Below are 18,294 nucleotides of genomic sequence, written 5' to 3'. Positions count from 1 at the left end.
TCACTCTAACAGGGGAGGATGTTACGGGGAATGCGGCAACTCACAGTTGTTTTCCGCGTGTCGCGGGCGCCTTCTTTAACTCGGTCAGGAGCCGTTGGCAATGCGCTATCAGGTGCTCACGCAGCGGCGCGGCCCGGCGGGCGAAACCGGCCTGCGCGCGGGCGTACTCGGCCCGGCCCTCCGGGGTCTCGATACGCACGGGCGAGTACCCGAACCCCGCCAGGTCGTATGGGCTGGCCCGCATGTCCAGCTCGCGGATGTCCGCCGCCAGTTCGAAGCAGTCCCCGACCAGCTCGGCGGGCACGAACGGGTCGAGTTTGTACGCCCACTTGAACAGGTCCATGTTGGCGTGCAGGCAGCCCGGCTGCTCGAACTCGATCTGGTTCTCCCGCTCCGGCCGCAGCGTGTTGCGCGGCCGGGCGGGTTCGGTGAAGAACCGAAAAGCGTCGAAATGTCCGCACCGGATCTCCAGCGACTCGACGACGCCGTCCGTTCCGGCCGAACCGAGCCGGAGCGGAAGTTGTGAGTGACGAACCTCATCCGCCGATTCCCGGTAAACCATTGCCCATTCGTGAAGTCCGAAACAACTGAGTCTCGGCGAGCGGGACGCCGTCGCGGAAAGCAGTCCGAGGACGAATTCTGCGGTCTTGGCCCGGCCCTCGGTGAAGCCCGCCGGATCGAGCATGACCCCTTCCGGCGTCTCCAGATAGCCCTTGCGCTCCAGGAACCGGCGCGCGGACGCGCCTTCGAGCAGGACACCCGCGCCCGGTTGCCAGCGTTCGACATGCCCGGGCCGGTGCGAGTAATAGGTGAAGAGGAAGTCGAGCACCGGATGCTTCTCACCCCGCGAGCGGCGGCGCTGGTGCGGTGTCGTCCAGCGCCGCATCCGCGTCACGTGGTCGTCTTCCCGAGCCCGCCACACGGGCTCGGGAAGAACGATCGGACCGGTCATGACATGACGTGGGTACCGTCGCGGACAGTTCCCACGTATTCCTCGACGAGGTCCTCCAGCGCGACGACGCCCACGGCGGCCCCCGCCGGGCTCAGCGCCCGTGCCAGGTGACTGCCTTCCTTGCGCATCGCCGAAAGCGCCTCGTCCAGCCGGGCGTCGGCGTGCAGTTCGGTCAGCGCCCGCGTCTTGTCCGACGGCACCACGGTGCTCGGATCTTCGCCCACGAGGTCGAGGATGTCCTTCACGTGGATATAGCCGGTCAGCGTCCCGTCGTCGGTGCACACCGGGAAGCGGGAGAACCCGGTGGAGGACACCGCGCGCTCGACGTCGCCCAGCGTGGGCGAGCAGGGCAGCGTGGTCAGCTGCGCCGTCGGGACCAGGACGTCGGCCACCGTCTTCTCCACCGAAGACAGCGTCTTGCTCAGCCGCTGGTGCTCGGAGTGCTCCAACAGCCCCTCGCGCCGCGACTCGCTGAGCAGTTCGGCGAGTTCGTCGGAGGTGTAGGCGGTTTCGAGCTCGTCCTTCGGCTCGACCTTGAACAGCCGCAGCAGCGAGTTCGCCACGAAGTTCAGCAGCCAGATGAACGGGTTGGCGAGCTTCACCCAGGCCACGTGGACCGGGACCAGCCACAGCGCCAGCCGTTCGGGCTCGGCGATCGCGAGGTTCTTCGGCACCATCTCGCCGACGAGGACGTGCAGGACGGTGATGAACGCCAGCGCGATCGCGAACGAGATCGGGTGCAGCAGCACCTCCGGGATCCCGAACAGTTCGAAGAACCCGGCCAGCTGGTGTGCGATGGCGGGTTCACCGAGCCGCCCCAGCAGCAACGAGCAGATCGTGATGCCGAGCTGCGCGCCCGCGAGCATCAGCGAGACGTTCTTGCTCGCGTTGATGACGATCCGGGCGCGGGTCTTTCCCTGCTCCAGCAAGGCTTCCAGCCTGTCGCGCCGCGAAGAGATCAGCGCGAACTCGGCGCCGACGAAGAACGCGTTGGCCAGCAGCAGGACCACGACGAGGAAGATGTTGAACCAGTCGCTCATCGGGCGGGCTCCTGCTCGGCGGAGGTGGCGGTCCCGCTGACCCGGCGGACTTCGACCTCGGCGATGCGGAGACGGTCCATTTTGGTCACCGTGAGCCGCCAGGCGTCGAGTTCGGTGGCGTCGCCGGGGGAGGGGATCCGGCCGAGCCGCTCGAGGATCAGCCCGGCGATGGTCTCGTAGTCGCCGTCGGGCATCCGGAATCCGGTCTCGTCGGTGACCTCGTCGGCGCGAAGCTGTCCCGAAACGAGCCAGTTGTCGGTGCCGACCTGCTGGGAGGACGGCGCTTCACGCTCGTCGTGCTCGTCGCGGACGTCGCCGATGATCTCCTCGACGACGTCCTCCAGCGTCACCAGCCCCGCGGTGCCGCCGTATTCGTCGACGACGATCGCGAGCTGGAACCGGGAATCACGCAGCCGGTTGAGCAGCGAGTCGCCCGGCAGCGATTCGGGCACCGTCGGGATCGGCCGCATGACCGAACCGATCCGCACCGTGGCGCGCTGGGCGGCCGGGACGGTGAACGCCTGCTTGATGTGCACCGCGCCCTGTACGTCGTCGAGATCCTCGGTGTAGACCGGGAAACGCGAGAAGCCGGTGCGGCTCGAGATCTCGATGAGGTCGGAGATCGTGTCGTCCACGGTCAGCGATTCGAGCTGCACGCGCGGGGTCATCAGCTCGTCGGCCGTCCGCTCGCCGAAGCGCAGGGACTTGTCCAGCAGTTCGGCGGTCGACGTGTCGAGCGTGCCGCTTTCCGCGCTGGAGCGCACGATCGAGCCCAGCTCCTGCGGCGAACGGGCCGAACGCAGTTCCTCCTGCGGCTCGACGCCGAATTTGCGGACGAGGAAGTTGGCGCTGTTGTTCATCAGCGTGATGAGCCAGCGGAACAGCGACGAGAACCGCGAGTGGTACCCCGCGACGGCCCGCGCGGTCTGCAGCGGCCGGGCGATCGCGAGGTTCTTCGGCATCATTTCGCCGAGGATCATCGACAGCGACGTCGCCAGGATCAGCGCGACGGCCAGCGACACGCCGTTCGCCACGCCTTCGGAGAAGCCGACGGCGGTGAACAGCGGGTGCAGCAGGTCACCGATCACCGGTTCCGCGAGATAACCGGTGATCAGGGTGGTGATGGTGATCGCCACCTGCGCGCCGGAGAGCTGGAACGAGAGCGTGCGGTGCGCCTTCTGCACGGTGTGCGCGCGCCGGTCGCCGACCTGGCGGACGTTCGCGTCGACCGTGCTGCGCTCGAGCGCGGTGAGGGAGAACTCGGCTGCGACGGCGAGGCCGGTGCCGACCGTCAGCAGGAGGAACAGGAGAATGCCGAGAACGGCGAGCAGGACTTCCATCATTTCCTGCCGATGGGGTCGGCGGGAAAGTCCGCGGAACAGCCGGGTGTGCCACCCGGCTCGATACTGTCACCAGGTGACTGCGCGTCGCGCACGAAAAGAGTCACTCCTCGATCGAAACCAACGAATACCACCGCTGTACTGCGGCGATAGGACAATCTTAACGCGTTCCCCCGGCAGTGTGGGCGCGGTGCCGCCGCACGCTCTCCTCGACCAGGTCGAGCACCGGACCGAGATCATCACCCGGCTGGCCCATCGCGAGGTGCGAGACGAGTCCCTCGAGGACGAGCTCGAGGTACGCGGTCAGGACATCGACGTCGACGTCATCACGCAGGATCCCGGCGTCGCGCTGGCGCAGCAGGCGGCGTCGGGTGGCGGCGGTCAGCTGATGGGACCGCTCGGCCCAGCGGGCACGGAACTCGGGGTCGGTGCGCAGCCGGCGGGAGACCTCCAGCCGCGTGCCGAGCCAATCGGCGGGATGCTCGCTGCGGTTCGTCAGCAGCTCGCGCATCACCTGGACGAGACCCTGCTCGGCGACGATGTCGGCCATGCGGACCGCGTCGTCCTCGGCCAAGGCGAGGAAGAGGGACTCCTTGTCGCGGAAATGGTGGAAGATCGCACCGCGGGACAGGCCGGTGGCTTCCTCCAACCGCCGGACAGTGGCACCCTCGTAGCCATAACGTGCGAAGCACACGCGGGAGCCGTCGAGGATCTGGCGCCGGCGTGCGTCGAGGTGATCCTGGCTGACCCGTGGCATCCTGGAATCCTGTCACCGGGAACCCGGTTAAGCAATCCGTACGTACGTACTGTGACCAGTTCGCGGGACGTCCGGCCGGCCGGGGAACCGGACGGCCGCGCAACACGTCCGACAACTCGGCCGGATCGGCTGACACGCCGTCCGCCGCTTGGCTACGCTTTGTCCGTCACGGTGCGTGAATGCTGAGGGGAAGGTGCGGGCGTGAACATCATCGAAGACGCCGCGAGCGCGATCAAGGCCGTCTGGGGTGACCTCACCACGCCGAAGGAGCCGACCGTTTACGGCGGTGGCGGCGGTGGTGGCGGCGGGTTCGAGATGAGCCCGGAGGAGCTGAAGACCGTCATCGGGCTGTGGCAGGACGAGCTGAAGAAGGTCTCCAAGGACGGTATGAAGATCCAGGACATCCTCGCCGATCTGATGCCGCCCGGTCAGGACGAAGCCAGCTCCAGCTACGTCGATTCCGGGGTCGACTCGTTGCTCGCCCTGCAGAAGCAGAACGACTCGATGAAAACGTACATCGAGGGCTACATCGAGAAGCTCGAGATCGCCCGCTCGAAGACGATGGCCACCGACCAGGCCAACACCCTGCGCACGACCTGAGGATGCCGAACGTGTTGAGGAATCGCGCCGCCGCAGCGGCGCTCGTGCTCGTTTCCGTCGCGGTAGCGGGCTGCGCAGGGGAGAACCCCGGGACACCGTCGCCCGGTACCGGATCGGCGCCGTCATCGGCTTCGTCGGTAGCGCCCGAGGATCCGAACGTCCCGAAGGTGGCGATTCCGCTGGACGCCTCGGCCTACGCCGGTGACGCCTGCAAGCTGCTTCCGGCTGCCGCCGCCGCGGAACTGGGGTTCACCGAGCCTGGCGAACCCAGTTCCGAGTCGAGCAATCCGAGTTGCGGCTGGTTCATCAAGGGCAAGGCGGACACGCTGCAGATCATTCTCGGCAGCGGCAACCGTGAAAAGGGCATGGGTGGCCTGGCCGGGATGCACAAGGCCAAGGAAGCCGGGCAACTCAGGTTCCTGGAGCCCGGCCCGGAGGTTGACGGCTATCCGACCGTCTATTACGGAATTCAAGACAGGCGGGCGCGCGGCAACTGCGATCTCGCGGTGGGGGTCGCGGACGATCTGACGATCAACACGCTCGCCGGCGGTTATGACAACGAGCAGGATTCCTGTGGGACCGCGCAGAAACTTGCGTCGGCCGTGATCAAGACACTCAAGGGGGCATGAGGGTGGACGGCAAGCAGATCTACGAAAACTTCACTCAGGGCGACACCCGCAATTTGCGCTCCGCGGCCGATGGCGTCGCCGAACTCGCTGATGCCTATGTCGAACGCGGCATGGCCATCAAGTCGCTGCAGACCCGGATGGCGTCCTCCTGGACGGGGTCCGGCGCCGACGCGGCGAACGCCGGCGCCGGCCCGCTTGAGCAGGCTTTCAAAGAGACGGCAGACCCGCTGTTCACCACGAAGGCCTCGGTCACCATGCAGGCCGACAGCTTCGACGATTCGGGATCGTCGGTCGTGCCCGTGCCGCCGAAGCCGGACAAGCCCAATCCCTGGACCACCGGCCTGAAGGGCGCGATTCCGTTCGCCGGGCCGTTCATGGTCAACAACGACATCAAGAACTACCAAGAGGGCGTCGCGAAGCACGAGGCGGCGAACCAGAACAACGTCCGCGTGATGGACCAGTACGACTCGGTCACCAGTAGCACGAGCTCCAGCCTGCCGACCGATTACGGCGTGCTGAAGAACGACGGCGCGAACGTCAGCGTCAAGGTCGATGACGGTCCGCCTCCGATCAAGCCGCCGCCGGTCATCCCGGTGAAGCCCGGCCGGAACGGCGGCGGGGACGACAACGACGGCACCGACACCAGCGGCACGGACGACAACGGCACCAACCAGAACCAGACCAAGCCGGGTAGCGACCAGAACCAGACCAAGCCGGGCTCGACCGATGATCGTCCGGTGAACCCGAGGGACAAGCCCGGCGGCGACACCAACATCACGACGCCGACGCGGAAGCCGGGTACCGGGGACACGACGCTGCCGTCCGGTGGTGGCCGGGGCAAGCCGGGATCGACGACCGAGATCCCGGGCAGGAACCCCGGACGCGGAACCGGTGACTCGGACAACGTCATCGGCCTCCCGAACGGGCCGGGCCAGAACTACAACCCGGGCGGTGGCAACACCGGGCAGAACCCGCCCGGCGGGACCAGCGGACGCAACGTTCCCGGGCCCAACAGCGCGGCGGGCAGGCTCCTCGGTGGCGAGGGCGGCACCGGTGGCCGCGCGGGTGGTCCCGGTGGACCGGGTTCCGGCGGACTCGGCGCGGGCAGGGGCTCCGGCATGGGCGGTCTCGGCGGCCTGGGTGGCGCCGACGTGGCCGGTGGTCGTGGTGGCGCAGGCCGCGGTGGCGGCGGTCAGATGGGCCCGATGGGGGCAGGCGGCAGGCGTGCCGACGGTGACGAGGACGACGAGCACCAGCGTCCCGACTACCTGATCGAGGCCGACCCCGACGCGATCTTCGGCACCGACCAGCGGACCAGTCCGCCGGTCATCGGCGAGTAGCGGATGACCGTCAGAACGGGCCGGGTGGACGTCCCGGTCGAAGCCTTGGCGGTGCTCGCCGAACGCGAACGCGTCGGCGACCTGCACATCACGCTGCGCCCCGAGCCGCGCTGGCTGTCGAGGACGGCCCGCGCGGAGGCGGACCAGCGAGTGCAAGCGGCGTTGGCACAGGCCGGGTTGCTGGATTCGAGCGGCCGCGCGTCGGTCGACTTCCTGGACTGGCTTCCGGTGCTCACGAAACCGGCCATCGAGTACTACGGCTGGGTGAACACCGGAGGCGAGACCTACGGCGTTCTCGCCGCCTCGCTGGGACTGCAAGCGGTCCTGGCGGTGGCGTCCGGCGACTGGGTCGGACTCCAGGAGATCGACCGCCGTCGGCTGCCCGAAACGCTGATCGAGCAGTTGCCGCCCGTTCCCGCGGGCGGCGGCAGGCTTCGCACGGTCCGCGCGTACGAGCTCGAAGAGGCGGCACGGCGCAATCCGGACACGCATTCGCTGCCGCCGGTGATCGCGGACATCGTGAGCCTCGTGCAGCGGCCGGTCGAGGGGAGCGGTGAGCTTTACGTCGGCAAGCGGGACGAGGTCGGCAGGCACGTCGCGGTCGAGGATCCGCTCCACTTCGCCGACACCGACTGGGGCCGGTACCTCAGCTACACGATCGGGCAAGGCAAGGACGCGGTGGTCCACATCGGACCGGCCGGTCCGTCGGAACTGGCCGACGCGCTCCGGCACGTCTCCGGGACCCTGCCCGGCTAGGTCGTATCCACACACCGCTCACTCGCTGTCAGGACCATCGCCGACCGTGTGGATTTTGGTGCGTTGGATGACCAGAAATCCACACGGTCACCGGGAGAGGGAGCAAGGGACCTTTGCTCTCGCCTCCGGGCCGGTCCGCCCGGCCTCGCAGGACACGGCCTAATCACAGGCAAGTACATGAAGGCCCCCTTCCTCGCGCTAGACGCGAGGAAGGGGGCCTTCATGTACTTAAAAGCACGCGCACCCAGGCGCCGTACCCGGCTATTGTGACAGCGCTGTTGTATTTCGGGCGGGGTCTGGGAGGACGAGAAGTGACACGGCTGTATCCGGAAATCGAACCGTATGACCACGGGATGCTCGACGTCGGCGACGGGCACCTCGTGTACTGGGAGGTCTGCGGGAACCCCGACGGCAAACCCGCCGTCACGCTGCACGGCGGGCCGGGGTCAGGCTGCAGCGCCGGTCTGCGCCGCTATTTCGACCCGGCCAAATACCGCGTCGTGCTGTTCGACCAGCGTGGCTGCGGCCGGAGCACGCCGCACGCGGGTGAGCCCGAGGCCGACCTCTCCGCCAACACCACCGACCACCTGCTCGCCGACATGGAGCGGCTCCGCGAGCATCTGGGCATCGAGAAGTGGCTGCTCTTCGGCGGTTCCTGGGGTTCGGTGCTCGCGCTGGTCTACGCCGAGCGGTATCCGGGCCGGGTCTCGGAGATGGTCCTGATGGGCTTGGCCACCGGGCGCCGGAGCGAGACCGATCTGCTCACCCGCGGCCTCGGCGGCGTCTTCCCCGAGGCCTGGGCCAAGTTCCGCGACGGGGTCCCCGAAGAGGATCGCGACGGCGACCTGGCGGCGGCGTACCTCAAGTTGCTGATGGATCCGGATCCGGCGGTGCACCAGAAGGCGGCGGCCGACTGGTGTACCTGGGAGGACGCGATCATCCCGACTTCCCCGCCGTACAAGAGCTTCGAGACGCCGGAGTTCCGGCTGGCGTTCGCGAGACTGGTCACGCACTACTGGAGCCAGGGGTCCTTTTTGGACGAAGGCGTGGTCCTGCGGGAGGCCGGGAAACTGGCCCACATCCCAGCCGTGCTCGCCGAAGGAAGCCTCGACCTGGGCAATCTCATCGGTACCCCGTGGGAACTGGCGCACGCGTGGCCGGGCAGTGAGCTGGTGGTCATCGACGAGGTCGGCCACAGCACCCAGGACGAGCCGATGCGCGAAGTCCTCATCGGCGCGACGGACCGCTTCGCCTCCTGAGCGACGGATCGCGCGTGAAGGCCCCAGCCAAGCGAAGGGGCCTTCACGCGCATTGTCAGGGGATCACCAGGACGGGGGCGGCTTCAGGGGTAGTGGCGGCGTCCGAACGGGTGGTTTCGGCGAGCCGCAGGCCCGTGGTGCGCGGGGCGATCCGGTCGAGGTTCCAGGAACTCAGCAGCAGCGCCACCTTCGCCCGCATCTCGGTCCTCAGCCGCAGGAACGAGTCGGCGGGGTCGGCGCCGACCTCGCCGAGCAGCAGCCACCAGGCCCACGCGGCCGCGCCGGCGTTGGCGACGAAGTCCGGGATCACCGGGATGCCACGGGCCGCCAGGCCGGCCTCGGCGTCGGGTGTGGTCGCCGCGTTGGCCGCCTCGATGACGACCTTCGCCTTGACCAGGCCTTGATTCCCGGCGCGCAGCGCGTAGGAGATCGCCGCCGGGACGAAGATGTCGGCCTCCGTCGACACGATCTCGTCGCGGGGGAGCAGCTGGACGTCGGCGGGGAGCCGGCCGCGGTCGATCTCGCCGTAGGAGTCGCGCAGCTCCAGCAGCGCGGGGATGTCGAGGCCTTCGGGCCGGTACAGCGTCCCGGCGGCGTCGGCGACCGCGACGACGGTCATGCCGGCCTCGTGCAGGTACCAGGCCGCACCGCCGCCCATCGTGCCGATGCCCTGGACGGCGACCGTGGTCTTCGCGACCGGCCACTCCCACGCGTCGGCGACACCCAGACAGGCCTGTGCGACGCCGTAGCCGCCGATCACGTCGCCGAGCAGGAGACCGCCGGGGACCGGGGTGTTCAACCCGGCCTGAACGCGGCGGAGGGTGTGCGCCGGATCGGCCGAACGGCGGATCGCGGCGTGGTACGACTGCTCCAGCCCCAGTTTCGCGAACACCTCGTCGATCAGGTGCTGCGGGACGCCGAGGTCCTCGGCGGTCACCCAGTGGTTGTCGATCCACGGCCGCAGGAACGAGCAGAACCGTTCCAGCACACCGAAAGCGCGTCCGTCCTTCGGATCGAAGTCGATGCCGCCCTTTGCGCCGCCGACCGGCAGGCCGAAGGTCGCGGTCTTGTTCGCCATCCCCCTCGCCAGGTCCTCGACCTCGGACATCGTGCAGCCCGCACGCATCCGCGTCCCGCCGGTCGCGATACCGGAGACCAGGGTGTGCACGACGAGGTAGCCGGTGGCACCGGTGACGGGGTCGGTCCAGATCAGCCTCATCAGCGGTTCGGCGTTCCTCGCGGCCATGCGGCCACCTCCTTCGGGGATTCGGGGTCGTCCTGCGCCACTTCCGAGGGTGCGCCCTTCCGGGCGCGGGCGTCCATTTACCGAATCTGAACGATGACGTGCAGAAAAACTGGTGTAACGCGTCACCCGGCATGCGCGACCGCACCCGATTACGTTGGGCTCATGGAGCTTTCGTTGCACCGCCTGAGGATGCTCCGCGAGCTGAGCAGGCGCGGCACCGTCACGGCGGCCGCTGCTTCGCTGCATTACACCGCTTCGGCGGTGTCGCAGCAGTTGGCGCAGCTGGAGCGGGATGTGGGCGCGAAGCTGTTCGAACGGTTCGGCAGGCGGGTGCAGCTGACGGAACTGGGGTTGCTGCTCACCGAGCACGCCGAGGAGATCCTGGGTTCGGTCGAACGGGCGACGCTGGCGCTGGAAGAGGCGCAGGAGACCGTTTCCGTCCGGCTCATGGCCGGGGTGTGGGCGTCGGTCGCTTCGGGGCTGCTGCCGCACGCGCTGACCGCGCTCGCGGGTGAGCATCCGGGGATCCAGGTCCGGACCCGCGAGCTGGCGCCCGAGGACACCGCCGACGCGGTCCGGGACGGCGAGCTGGACCTGTCGTTCGTGATCGACTACTCCGACGCGCCGATGCCATGGGACGCGGGTCTGGAACGCGCGGTGATCGCGGTCGAGCGGCTGCACGCCGCGGTGCCCGCCGGCGCCGTTCCCACGGGCAGCGCGTCGCTGCTCGAACTGGCCGAACATCCGTGGATCCTCGCCAGCCCGAAGAGCCACTTCGGCCGTGCCGTGCGCACCGCCTGCCATCGCCACGGGTTCGATCCCAAGATCAACCACGAGGTCGAAGAACAGTCCACGGCGATGGCGATGGTCCGCGCCGGACTCGGGGTGACCCTCGTTTCGGATCTCGGGCTCGGCCTCCGGCCGCCGGGGATCGACGTCGTCGCGTTGACCACACCGTTGCTCCGGACGGTTTCGATCGCCTACCGGACGACTTCGAAGCGGCGGCCCGCCTTGCAGCTGGTGATCGAGGCGGTCCGCGACGCGGCCGCGTCGCTGGGGCTGGGCACCGAGCCCGCTTTGCCCTGATTCGTCCCGTCCTGAGAGCTGGGCCGCCGATCCTGCCCGGCGAGAACCCGCCTGATTTTGTCGGACCTCGCGTGTAGCGTCCGAAGTCAAGATTTCTCACTGATCGGACAACCGACTGGACGGCGGAAAGATGACTACTGTTCATGATTTCCCCGAGAAGTCCGGGAGTGCGTCGAACGCGACGGCGAAGGTCCTCTCGGACCGCGCCGAGGGCGAGGCGTATGTGGCTTCCGTGTGCTTCAAGCACGGGCCACCGAGACTTCTCGGCGTGGAGCTGGAATTCACCGTGCACTACGCCGACGAGCCCGCCCGGCCTCTCGACCCCGACGATCTCGCCACCGCGCTCGGCCCGCACACCCCGCGGACACTGAGCCCCGACAGCCCCGCCCTCCCGCTTCCGGCAGGTTCACCGCTGAGCCTCGAGCCCGGATGTCAGGTGGAGATCTCCGCTCAACCACAGACCACGCTGCGCCACCTGGACGCCGTCGTCTCGGCCGATCTGGCCCACCTCGAAACTCTTCTCGCCGCTCGAGGCCTGCGCCTGGGTGACTCCGGGATAGACAGGCATCGCGCCCCTGCCCGCAAACTGGGCACACCGCGCTACGCCGCGATGGAACGCCGCTTCGCCCCCATGGGCACCGGGGGCGCGACGATGATGTGCAGCACCGCCGGCCTGCAGGTCTGCGTGGACACCGGTGAAGCGGGCGATCTTGCCGATCGCTGGGCCGCCGTCCACGCGCTGGGGCCGCCCTTGCTGGCCACCTTCGCCAACTCCCGGGTCCACGCCGGACGCGACACCGGCCATGCGTCCGCGCGCTGGCTGGCCGTGATGGAAACGGAAAACGTCCGCACTCGCTCGGCGGAGCCGACGACGGATCCGGCGGGGGAGTGGGCACGCAGGATCCTGGACACCCCGCTGATGGTCCTGCCCGGCCGCGAAGGCCGCTGGGACGCGCCGGATTCCCTGACGTTCGCCGACTGGATCGACGGACGGGGCGAAGCGGCCCGGCTCGGCAGGCCGACCGAGGACGACCTTGCCTATCACCTGACGACCTTCTTCACCCCGGTCCGTCCACAGGGGTATCTGGAGATCCGCTACCTGGACGCCCAGCCCGCCGCCAAGTGGCTGCATCCGGTGGCGCTGCTGGCCGCACTACTCGCGCGCCCGTCCACAGTGGACAAAGTACTCGAACTGTGCGAACCGGTCACGGGCCGATGGGAGTGCGCGGCCCGGTTCGGCCTGGCCGACCGGGCGATCGCCGCCGTGGCGAGCGAGGTGGTGGACCTCGGCTGTGCCGAACTCGGCATGACCGGTCTGCCGCCGGAGACCATCACAGAGATCAGCGAGGGCGTGCAGTCCCTCGTGCGCGGTTCTAGGAGCCACCAGTCATGAGCGTGGAAAGCACCGAGACCAACCCGCTTCGCGCGCTGAGCCCGCAAGACCTGCGGGCCCACGCGGCCGAGGCGCTCACCAGGGCCCGCGAGCGCAGTGTCGCGTTGACGGACGTCGACGACGAGGACCTGGTCCGCCAGCATTCGAAACTGATGTCGCCGCTGGTCTGGGACCTCGCGCACATCGGCAGCCAGGAGGAACTCTGGCTGGTGCGCGACGTCGGCGGCCGCGAAGCGCTCCGGCCCGACATCGACGACATCTACGACGCGTTCCAGCACGCTCGCGCGGATCGTCCGGCACTGCCGCTGCTGGGCCCGGAGGAAGCCCGCAAATACGTCCGCGAGGTCAGGGAGAAGTCCTTCGACATCCTGGAAACCGTTCCACTGCAAGGCAGGCGGCTCACCGAGGACGCCTTCGCCTTCGGCATGATCACCCAGCACGAGCAGCAGCACGACGAGACGATGCTGGCCACGCATCAGCTCCGCAAGGGTGATCCGGTGCTGCACGCGCCCGCCCCGCCGCCGTCGAGGTCCGGGCCGTTGCCCGCGGAGGTCTTCGTGCCCGGTGGCGCTTTCACCATGGGCACCTCCGCCGAGCCGTGGGCGCTGGACAACGAACGTCCGGCGCACGAGGTCGCGGTGGAGGCGTTCTTCATCGACACCACGCCGGTCACCTGCGGGGCGTACGCCGAGTTCCTCGACTCCGGGGGCTACGAAGACCCGAAGTGGTGGAGTGAACAGGGCTGGGCGTACCGCAGCGAGCACGGCATCGACGCGCCTCGCTTCTGGAAGCGGGAACAGGACGGCTGGTGGCGGACGCGGTTCGGCGTCTACGAGAAAGTGACCGCGGCGGAACCCGTCGTCCACGTCTCCTTCCACGAGGCCGAGGCGTACGCCGCCTGGGCCGGACGGCGCCTGCCGACGGAACCGGAGTGGGAGAAGGCCGCCCGGTTCGACCCGGTGACCGGCCGTTCGCGCCGGTTCCCCTGGGGCGACGAGGAACCCGGCCCCGACCACGCCAACCTCGGGCAGCGACACCTGCGGCCCGCGGAGGCGGGCGCGTATCCGGCGGGGGCCTCCCCGCTGGGTGTGCACCAGCTGATCGGTGACGTCTGGGAGTGGACCAGCAGCGGATTCGAGGCATATCCGGGATTCGCCGCGTTCCCGTACAAGGAGTATTCGGAGGTGTTCTTCGGCGGGGACTACCGGATCCTGCGCGGTGGCTCGTTCGGCACGGACGCGGCGGCCATCCGCGGCACGTTCCGCAACTGGGATCACCCGATCCGGCGGCAGATCTTCTCCGGGTTCCGCTGTGCCCGGGACGCACGGCCGAGCGAGGTGGCCTGAGCGGCATGTGCCGTCACCTCGCGTATCTCGGCGAGCCGCGTTCGCCCGCCGAGACGCTCTTTCGCGCCCCTCATTCACTGCTCGTACAGTCCTACGCCCCCGATGACATGCGGGGCGGCGGCTCCGTCAACGCGGACGGGTACGGCCTCGGCTGGTATGCCGAAGGTCCCGAGCCGCTGCGGCTGCGCCGGTCCGCTCCCTTGTGGGCGGACGGGGACCTGCCCGCGCTGGCCGCGTCGGTCCGGTCGCACGCCTTCATGGCCGCGGTCCGCAACGGCACGACGGGGATGCCCGTGGTCGAGGCGGCGAACGCGCCGTTCACCGGCGGCGGCTACCTCTTCAGCCACAACGGGCTGGTGAGGGGCTGGCCGGATTCGATGGCCGAGCTCGCCGCGAAACTGCCGATCACCCGCCTGCTGACCCTGGAGGCGACCACGGATTCGGTACTGCTGTGGGCTTTGCTGCGTGAGCGGCTCGAGGCGGGTGAAGACCCGCTCGCTGCGGTCACATGGCTGACCGGAGTCGTCGAGGAGGCGGGGCCGGGTTCGCGGCTCAACCTCCTGCTGACCGACGGCCGGACGCTCATCGGCACCGCGTGGACGCATTCCCTGTCCTATCTGGACATCGGCGACGGCGTGCTCGTCGCGTCGGAACCGTGTGACGACGAGCCCGGCTGGACTCCCGTTCCCGACCACCACGCCGTCCGGGTGACCGGCGCGGGCGTGGAGATCATCGCCCTTCAAGAAAACGCCGCCCTCGAAGCCGATCGGAGCCCTGAGGCACGATGACCGAAGTCGACCTCGACGTACACCACAGCGAATCGGACATCACCGAGCAGCTGCGCGCGGACGTCCGCGCCGGCCTGGAAGCTGACCAGAAATGGCTGTCGCCCAAATGGTTCTACGACGCGCGCGGCAGCGAACTGTTCGAGAAGATCACCACCCTTCCCGAGTACTACCCGACTCGCAGCGAGCGGGAGGTGCTCGCCGCGCGCGGCGGTGAGATAGCCGAAAGCTCGGGCGCGCACACCCTGGTCGAACTCGGCTCCGGATCGAGTGAGAAGACCAGGCTCCTGCTCGACGCGCTGACGAACCACGGCACCTTGAAGGAGTTCGTCCCGCTCGACGTCTCCGAAACCGCGCTCGCCGAAGCCGCGGAAGCCATCACGGCCGACTACCCGTCCCTCGAAGTCCGTGGCGTGGTCGGCGACTTCACCCGGCATCTCGACCTGCTGCCGGGTGACCGGCCGCGGCTGGTGGTCTTCCTCGGCGGCACGATCGGCAACTTCCTGCCCGCCGATCGCGCCACCTTCCTGCGCTCGGTCCGCGAGGTGCTCGACGAGGGGGAGTGGCTCCTGCTCGGGACGGACCTGGTGAAGGACCGGGAAACACTGGAGCGTGCCTATGACGACGCGGCAGGGGTCACCGCCGAGTTCAACCGCAACATGCTCCACGTGATCAACGACGGCCTCGGCGCGAACTTCGATCCGGCCGCCTTCGACCACGTCTCGTATTGGGACGAGGAGAACGAATGGATCGAAATGCGCCTGCGTGCGCGTGAGCCGCTGACCATCGAGATCCCCGGTGCGGACCTGCGGGTGAAGTTCGCCGAGGGCGAGTACGTGCGTACGGAGATCTCCGCGAAGTTCCGGCGGGAGGGAATCGCCGCGGAACTGGCCGAGGCCGGGTTCTCGGTGGAGAAATGGTGGACGGACTCGGAATCGCGGTTCGGCGTGAGCCTGGCAAGATCAGTCCGTGGCTAACCCTCTCACGTCGCTCGCCCGCGTGCTCGGCACGAAACCGTGGCTGATGGGGCTCGCGGGCGGGATCATCTGGGTGGACAAGAGACTCCACCGCCTCTTCAAGGGGAAGGTGAGCCTGGTCGCGCTGGCCGGGCTCCCTTCCCTGCGGCTGACCACGACCGGGCGCAAGAGCGGGCTGTCCCGCGGCACCAACCTTCTGTACTTCCCGCACGGGGAGGATTTCGTGCTCGTCGGTTCCAATTGGGGGAGGCCGAACGATCCCGCGTGGACACACAATCTGCGTGCGCGTCCGGACGCGGTCGTCGCGCTGGCAGGCAAGGAGATCCCGGTCATGGCCAGGGAACTCCTCGGTGACGAGTACGAAGCGATGTGGAAACTGCTGCTGGACTTCTGGCCCGGTTACTCCATGGAAGCCCACGCCGCTCGCCGTGTGTTACCGATTTTCGAGTTGAAGACAACCACTCGATAGGTTCGTACCATCCTTTCGGCCGGTGACTGGGTTACCGGCTTGTGCGAGGCTCGCTTGGTGTTACGCGCCGTGACGTCGGCGGCGCATGGTGCGACGTGGACCACCACGTCGCCAGCCGAGGGAGGAGTCGTTTTGCCGAGATCCACAAGGAGGCCGGTGCGCGGTTTCGCACTGGTAGGGGCACTCGTGGCCGGCGCCGCGTTGACCGGTGCGTCCGGGACGGCGGTCGCCGCACCGGAAGCCGGGACGCTTGCCGCCCAAGTCGGCGCGACCGCGCCGGTGACCTGGGGTGCCTGCACGGCGGACCAGATCCGCGGTGTTCCCGCCGACCAGGTCAAGTTCTACAGCTGTGCGCGGTATCGCGTGCCGATCGACCACGACAACGCGGCGCTCGGCACCATCGACATCGCGATGCTGAAGCGGGCGGCGAAGACGCCCGACAAGAAGGTCGGTTCGCTGTTCCTCAACCCGGGCGGCCCCGGTGGCTCCGGATTCAGGATGCCGATCGGCGCGGCGAACTACTTCCAGCCGCAGGTGCTCGACCGGTTCGACCTGATCGGGTTCGATCCGCGCGGGGTCGGCGCCAGCAACCCGCTCAAGTGTTTCACCACGCAGGAGGATGCGAACGACGTCTTCGCCGCCCAGATCCCCGTGCCGTTGTCGCGGCAGGAGATCTCCGGCACGCTCGCGTCGTACCGCGACTACGGCCAGTTCTGCAAGAACAACGCCGGCGCGCTGCTGAACCACATGTCCACCAAGGACGTCGTGCGTGACCTCGACAAGATGCGGGCCGCCGTCGGCGACCAGAAGCTGACCTTCGTCGGCTTCTCGTACGGCACCTTGATCGGGTCGACGTACACGTCGATGTTCCCGAAGCAGAGCCGCGCGATCGTCATCGACGGCAACGTCGACCCGGCACTGCGCACCAGCGACGGCGTGCAGTACGACCGCGAGCGCGCTCGCGGGTTCGAGATCGCGCTGGACGCCTTCCTGCGCAAGTGCGCGCAGGTCGGGCCGAAGTGCTCCTTCAGCCCGGGCACGCCGCGGGAGAAGTTCGACGAGATCCGCGACCACCTGCGCCGGCAGCCGATCAAGCTGCCGGACGGGAGCAACTACGACATCAACGCGTTCACCAGCACGGTGGCCGGGGTGCTGTACTCGCCGACGTCGTTCCCGCCGCTGGCCGACGACCTGCAGGCGCTGTACAACGTCGTCCACCCGCCCGCGGCGCAGACGCAGACGGCGCAGGCCGTCGAGCTGAAGGTGCTGCGGTCGGGAGCGAACGGGCGCGCGGACGCGAATCCGGACAGCCCGTACGTCGGCGACGACTCGTACTTCGCCGTGAACTGCTCGGACAAGAAGATCACGATCAAGCAGGAGAAGGTCCCGGAGATCGCCGCGAAGTGGGAGAAGGAATCGCCCACTTTCGGTCGCTACCAGGCGTTCTCGGACGTGGCGGGCTGCCCGGTGTGGCCGGCGAAGAAGCCGGACGTCTACCGCGGCCCGTGGCAGGCCAAGACCGACACCCCGGTCCTGGTCGTCGGCAACTACTACGACCCGGCGACCCAGTACCTGTTCTCGAAGCGGATGGCCGACCAGCTGGGGAACGCCCGGCTGCTCTCGGTCGACGCCTTCGGGCACTGCATCCTGGGCGACTCGCTCGGGGTGGACAAGGTGACGGCCGACTACCTGATCGATCTGAAGGTCCCGGCCAACGGCCAGGTGTTCCAGCCGAACGTCCAGCCGTTCGAAACCACTGCCTGATCCTGGGCTCGTGAACACGAAGGCCACCGTCTCGACGGTGGCCTTCGTGGCGTCCGGGGACCGGTCCCGAACACCCCGGCCTAGGGTTCCGGCGGGGAGGCCGGATCACCCGGACGGGATTCTCGTCCGGGTGACCCGGGTGGGTAACCAGGGCACCGGCTACGGCCAAGGTCGCGGCCGCCGGTGCACCTGGCCCCTGCCGGCTTCAGACGTTGACGCTCGCGTAGACGTCCAAACCGTAATTCGTGGCGTACGCGTTCTCGACGCCGACCAAAAGGTCGACGACCTCGAAATACCGGTCCCAGAACGGCGTCTCACGCAGCGCCTCGATGAGCAGTTGGTACGAGTGGTGGTCGTCGGCCTCCCAGACCCACACGTCGGTCACTCGCGCCGAGTAGAACTCGGTGTCGAAGAACCGGGACCGGACTCCTTTCACCTTGCTCTCGATCGCCGGGAGCACCTCGGTCTTGAAGGCCTCCACCCGTTGCTCGACGGTGAGGCCGAGCCATTCCGGCGTGGTCTTCACCAGCATGAAAGCGGTCACTTCGGACATGG

18 protein-coding genes are annotated in these 18,294 nt (G+C 68.4%); 12 read left to right on the top strand and 6 right to left on the bottom strand.

Annotation, left to right across the window (positions count from 1 at the left end):
- Window positions 1-40 precede the first annotated feature (40 nt).
- The 4 genes from ACLJO0_RS18065 to ACLJO0_RS18050 form a co-directional block, all read right to left on the bottom strand.
- Window positions 41-952 (bottom strand): 3-methyladenine DNA glycosylase, encoded by a 912-nt coding sequence (locus tag ACLJO0_RS18065; RefSeq protein WP_410579645.1) that lies wholly within the window; start codon window positions 950-952, stop codon window positions 41-43.
- A complete protein-coding gene (locus ACLJO0_RS18060) occupies window positions 949-1,992 on the bottom strand; it encodes a hemolysin family protein (RefSeq protein WP_410579644.1) in 1,044 nt (347 codons plus the stop codon). Before ACLJO0_RS18060 ends, ACLJO0_RS18065 begins: the two co-directional genes overlap by 4 nt.
- On the bottom strand, window positions 1,989-3,335 hold the full coding sequence (locus ACLJO0_RS18055; protein ID WP_410579643.1) for a hemolysin family protein: 1,347 nt from the start codon (window positions 3,333-3,335) through the stop codon (window positions 1,989-1,991). The genes ACLJO0_RS18060 and ACLJO0_RS18055 overlap by 4 nt, the downstream gene beginning before the upstream one ends.
- A gap of 157 nt (window positions 3,336-3,492) precedes the next feature.
- Entirely contained in the window at window positions 3,493-4,089 is a 597-nt protein-coding gene (locus ACLJO0_RS18050; RefSeq protein WP_410579642.1) for a TetR/AcrR family transcriptional regulator, read from the bottom strand.
- A 201-nt stretch (window positions 4,090-4,290) separates the two neighbouring features.
- On the opposite strand from ACLJO0_RS18050, the gene ACLJO0_RS18045 reads away from it, so the two are divergent.
- The 5 genes from ACLJO0_RS18045 (at window position 4,291) to pip (ending at window position 8,673) form a co-directional block, all read left to right on the top strand.
- Window positions 4,291-4,689, top strand: coding sequence for a hypothetical protein (locus ACLJO0_RS18045; protein WP_125794175.1), 399 nt, complete (start codon window positions 4,291-4,293; stop codon window positions 4,687-4,689).
- A 2-nt stretch (window positions 4,690-4,691) separates the two neighbouring features.
- Window positions 4,692-5,318: a DUF3558 domain-containing protein gene (locus ACLJO0_RS18040; RefSeq protein WP_410579641.1), complete on the top strand. Its 627-nt coding sequence runs from the start codon at window positions 4,692-4,694 to the stop codon at window positions 5,316-5,318.
- Entirely contained in the window at window positions 5,315-6,658 is a 1,344-nt protein-coding gene (locus ACLJO0_RS18035) for a hypothetical protein (protein WP_410579640.1), read from the top strand. Before ACLJO0_RS18040 ends, ACLJO0_RS18035 begins: the two co-directional genes overlap by 4 nt.
- A gap of 24 nt (window positions 6,659-6,682) precedes the next feature.
- Window positions 6,683-7,414: an ESX secretion-associated protein EspG gene (locus ACLJO0_RS18030; protein ID WP_410579886.1), complete on the top strand. Its 732-nt coding sequence runs from the start codon at window positions 6,683-6,685 to the stop codon at window positions 7,412-7,414.
- Window positions 7,415-7,725: 311 nt separating this feature from the next.
- Window positions 7,726-8,673, top strand: coding sequence for a prolyl aminopeptidase (gene pip, locus ACLJO0_RS18025; protein WP_410579639.1), 948 nt, complete (start codon window positions 7,726-7,728; stop codon window positions 8,671-8,673).
- A 55-nt stretch (window positions 8,674-8,728) separates the two neighbouring features.
- Here pip and ACLJO0_RS18020 read toward each other — a convergent pair whose 3' ends face one another.
- Window positions 8,729-9,919, bottom strand: a complete 1,191-nt coding sequence (locus ACLJO0_RS18020; protein ID WP_410579638.1) for a Glu/Leu/Phe/Val dehydrogenase dimerization domain-containing protein — start codon at window positions 9,917-9,919, stop codon at window positions 8,729-8,731.
- A gap of 162 nt (window positions 9,920-10,081) precedes the next feature.
- Here ACLJO0_RS18020 and ACLJO0_RS18015 point away from each other — a divergent pair, with 162 nt between their 5' ends.
- The 7 genes from ACLJO0_RS18015 (at window position 10,082) to ACLJO0_RS17985 (ending at window position 17,739) form a co-directional block, all read left to right on the top strand.
- Window positions 10,082-11,005 (top strand): LysR family transcriptional regulator, encoded by a 924-nt coding sequence (locus ACLJO0_RS18015; protein WP_410579637.1) that lies wholly within the window; start codon window positions 10,082-10,084, stop codon window positions 11,003-11,005.
- 130 nt (window positions 11,006-11,135) lie between these two features.
- Window positions 11,136-12,398, top strand: coding sequence for a glutamate-cysteine ligase family protein (locus ACLJO0_RS18010; protein WP_410579636.1), 1,263 nt, complete (start codon window positions 11,136-11,138; stop codon window positions 12,396-12,398).
- On the top strand, window positions 12,395-13,744 hold the full coding sequence (egtB, locus tag ACLJO0_RS18005) for an ergothioneine biosynthesis protein EgtB (RefSeq protein ID WP_410579635.1): 1,350 nt from the start codon (window positions 12,395-12,397) through the stop codon (window positions 13,742-13,744). The genes ACLJO0_RS18010 and egtB overlap by 4 nt, the downstream gene beginning before the upstream one ends.
- Window positions 13,745-13,749: 5 nt before the next feature.
- Window positions 13,750-14,532, top strand: coding sequence for an ergothioneine biosynthesis protein EgtC (gene egtC / locus ACLJO0_RS18000; RefSeq protein WP_410579634.1), 783 nt, complete (start codon window positions 13,750-13,752; stop codon window positions 14,530-14,532).
- Window positions 14,529-15,506, top strand: a complete 978-nt coding sequence (gene egtD, locus ACLJO0_RS17995; protein WP_410579633.1) for an L-histidine N(alpha)-methyltransferase — start codon at window positions 14,529-14,531, stop codon at window positions 15,504-15,506. Before egtC ends, egtD begins: the two co-directional genes overlap by 4 nt.
- 46 nt (window positions 15,507-15,552) lie before the next feature.
- Window positions 15,553-15,975, top strand: coding sequence for a nitroreductase family deazaflavin-dependent oxidoreductase (locus ACLJO0_RS17990; RefSeq protein ID WP_410579885.1), 423 nt, complete (start codon window positions 15,553-15,555; stop codon window positions 15,973-15,975).
- A 156-nt stretch (window positions 15,976-16,131) separates the two neighbouring features.
- Entirely contained in the window at window positions 16,132-17,739 is a 1,608-nt protein-coding gene (locus tag ACLJO0_RS17985; protein ID WP_410579632.1) for an alpha/beta hydrolase, read from the top strand.
- 205 nt (window positions 17,740-17,944) lie between these two features.
- Here the strand turns inward: ACLJO0_RS17985 and ACLJO0_RS17980 are convergent, their stop codons facing one another.
- Window positions 17,945-18,292: a darcynin family protein gene (locus ACLJO0_RS17980; RefSeq protein WP_410579631.1), complete on the bottom strand. Its 348-nt coding sequence runs from the start codon at window positions 18,290-18,292 to the stop codon at window positions 17,945-17,947.
- Between the last annotated feature and the right edge of the window lie 2 nt (window positions 18,293-18,294).

Origin of the sequence: Amycolatopsis sp. lyj-108 (assembly GCF_046549005.1) — a bacterium.
Taxonomy (GTDB): domain Bacteria; phylum Actinomycetota; class Actinomycetes; order Mycobacteriales; family Pseudonocardiaceae; genus Amycolatopsis.
This window is presented reverse-complemented; position numbering and strand designations above follow the sequence as displayed.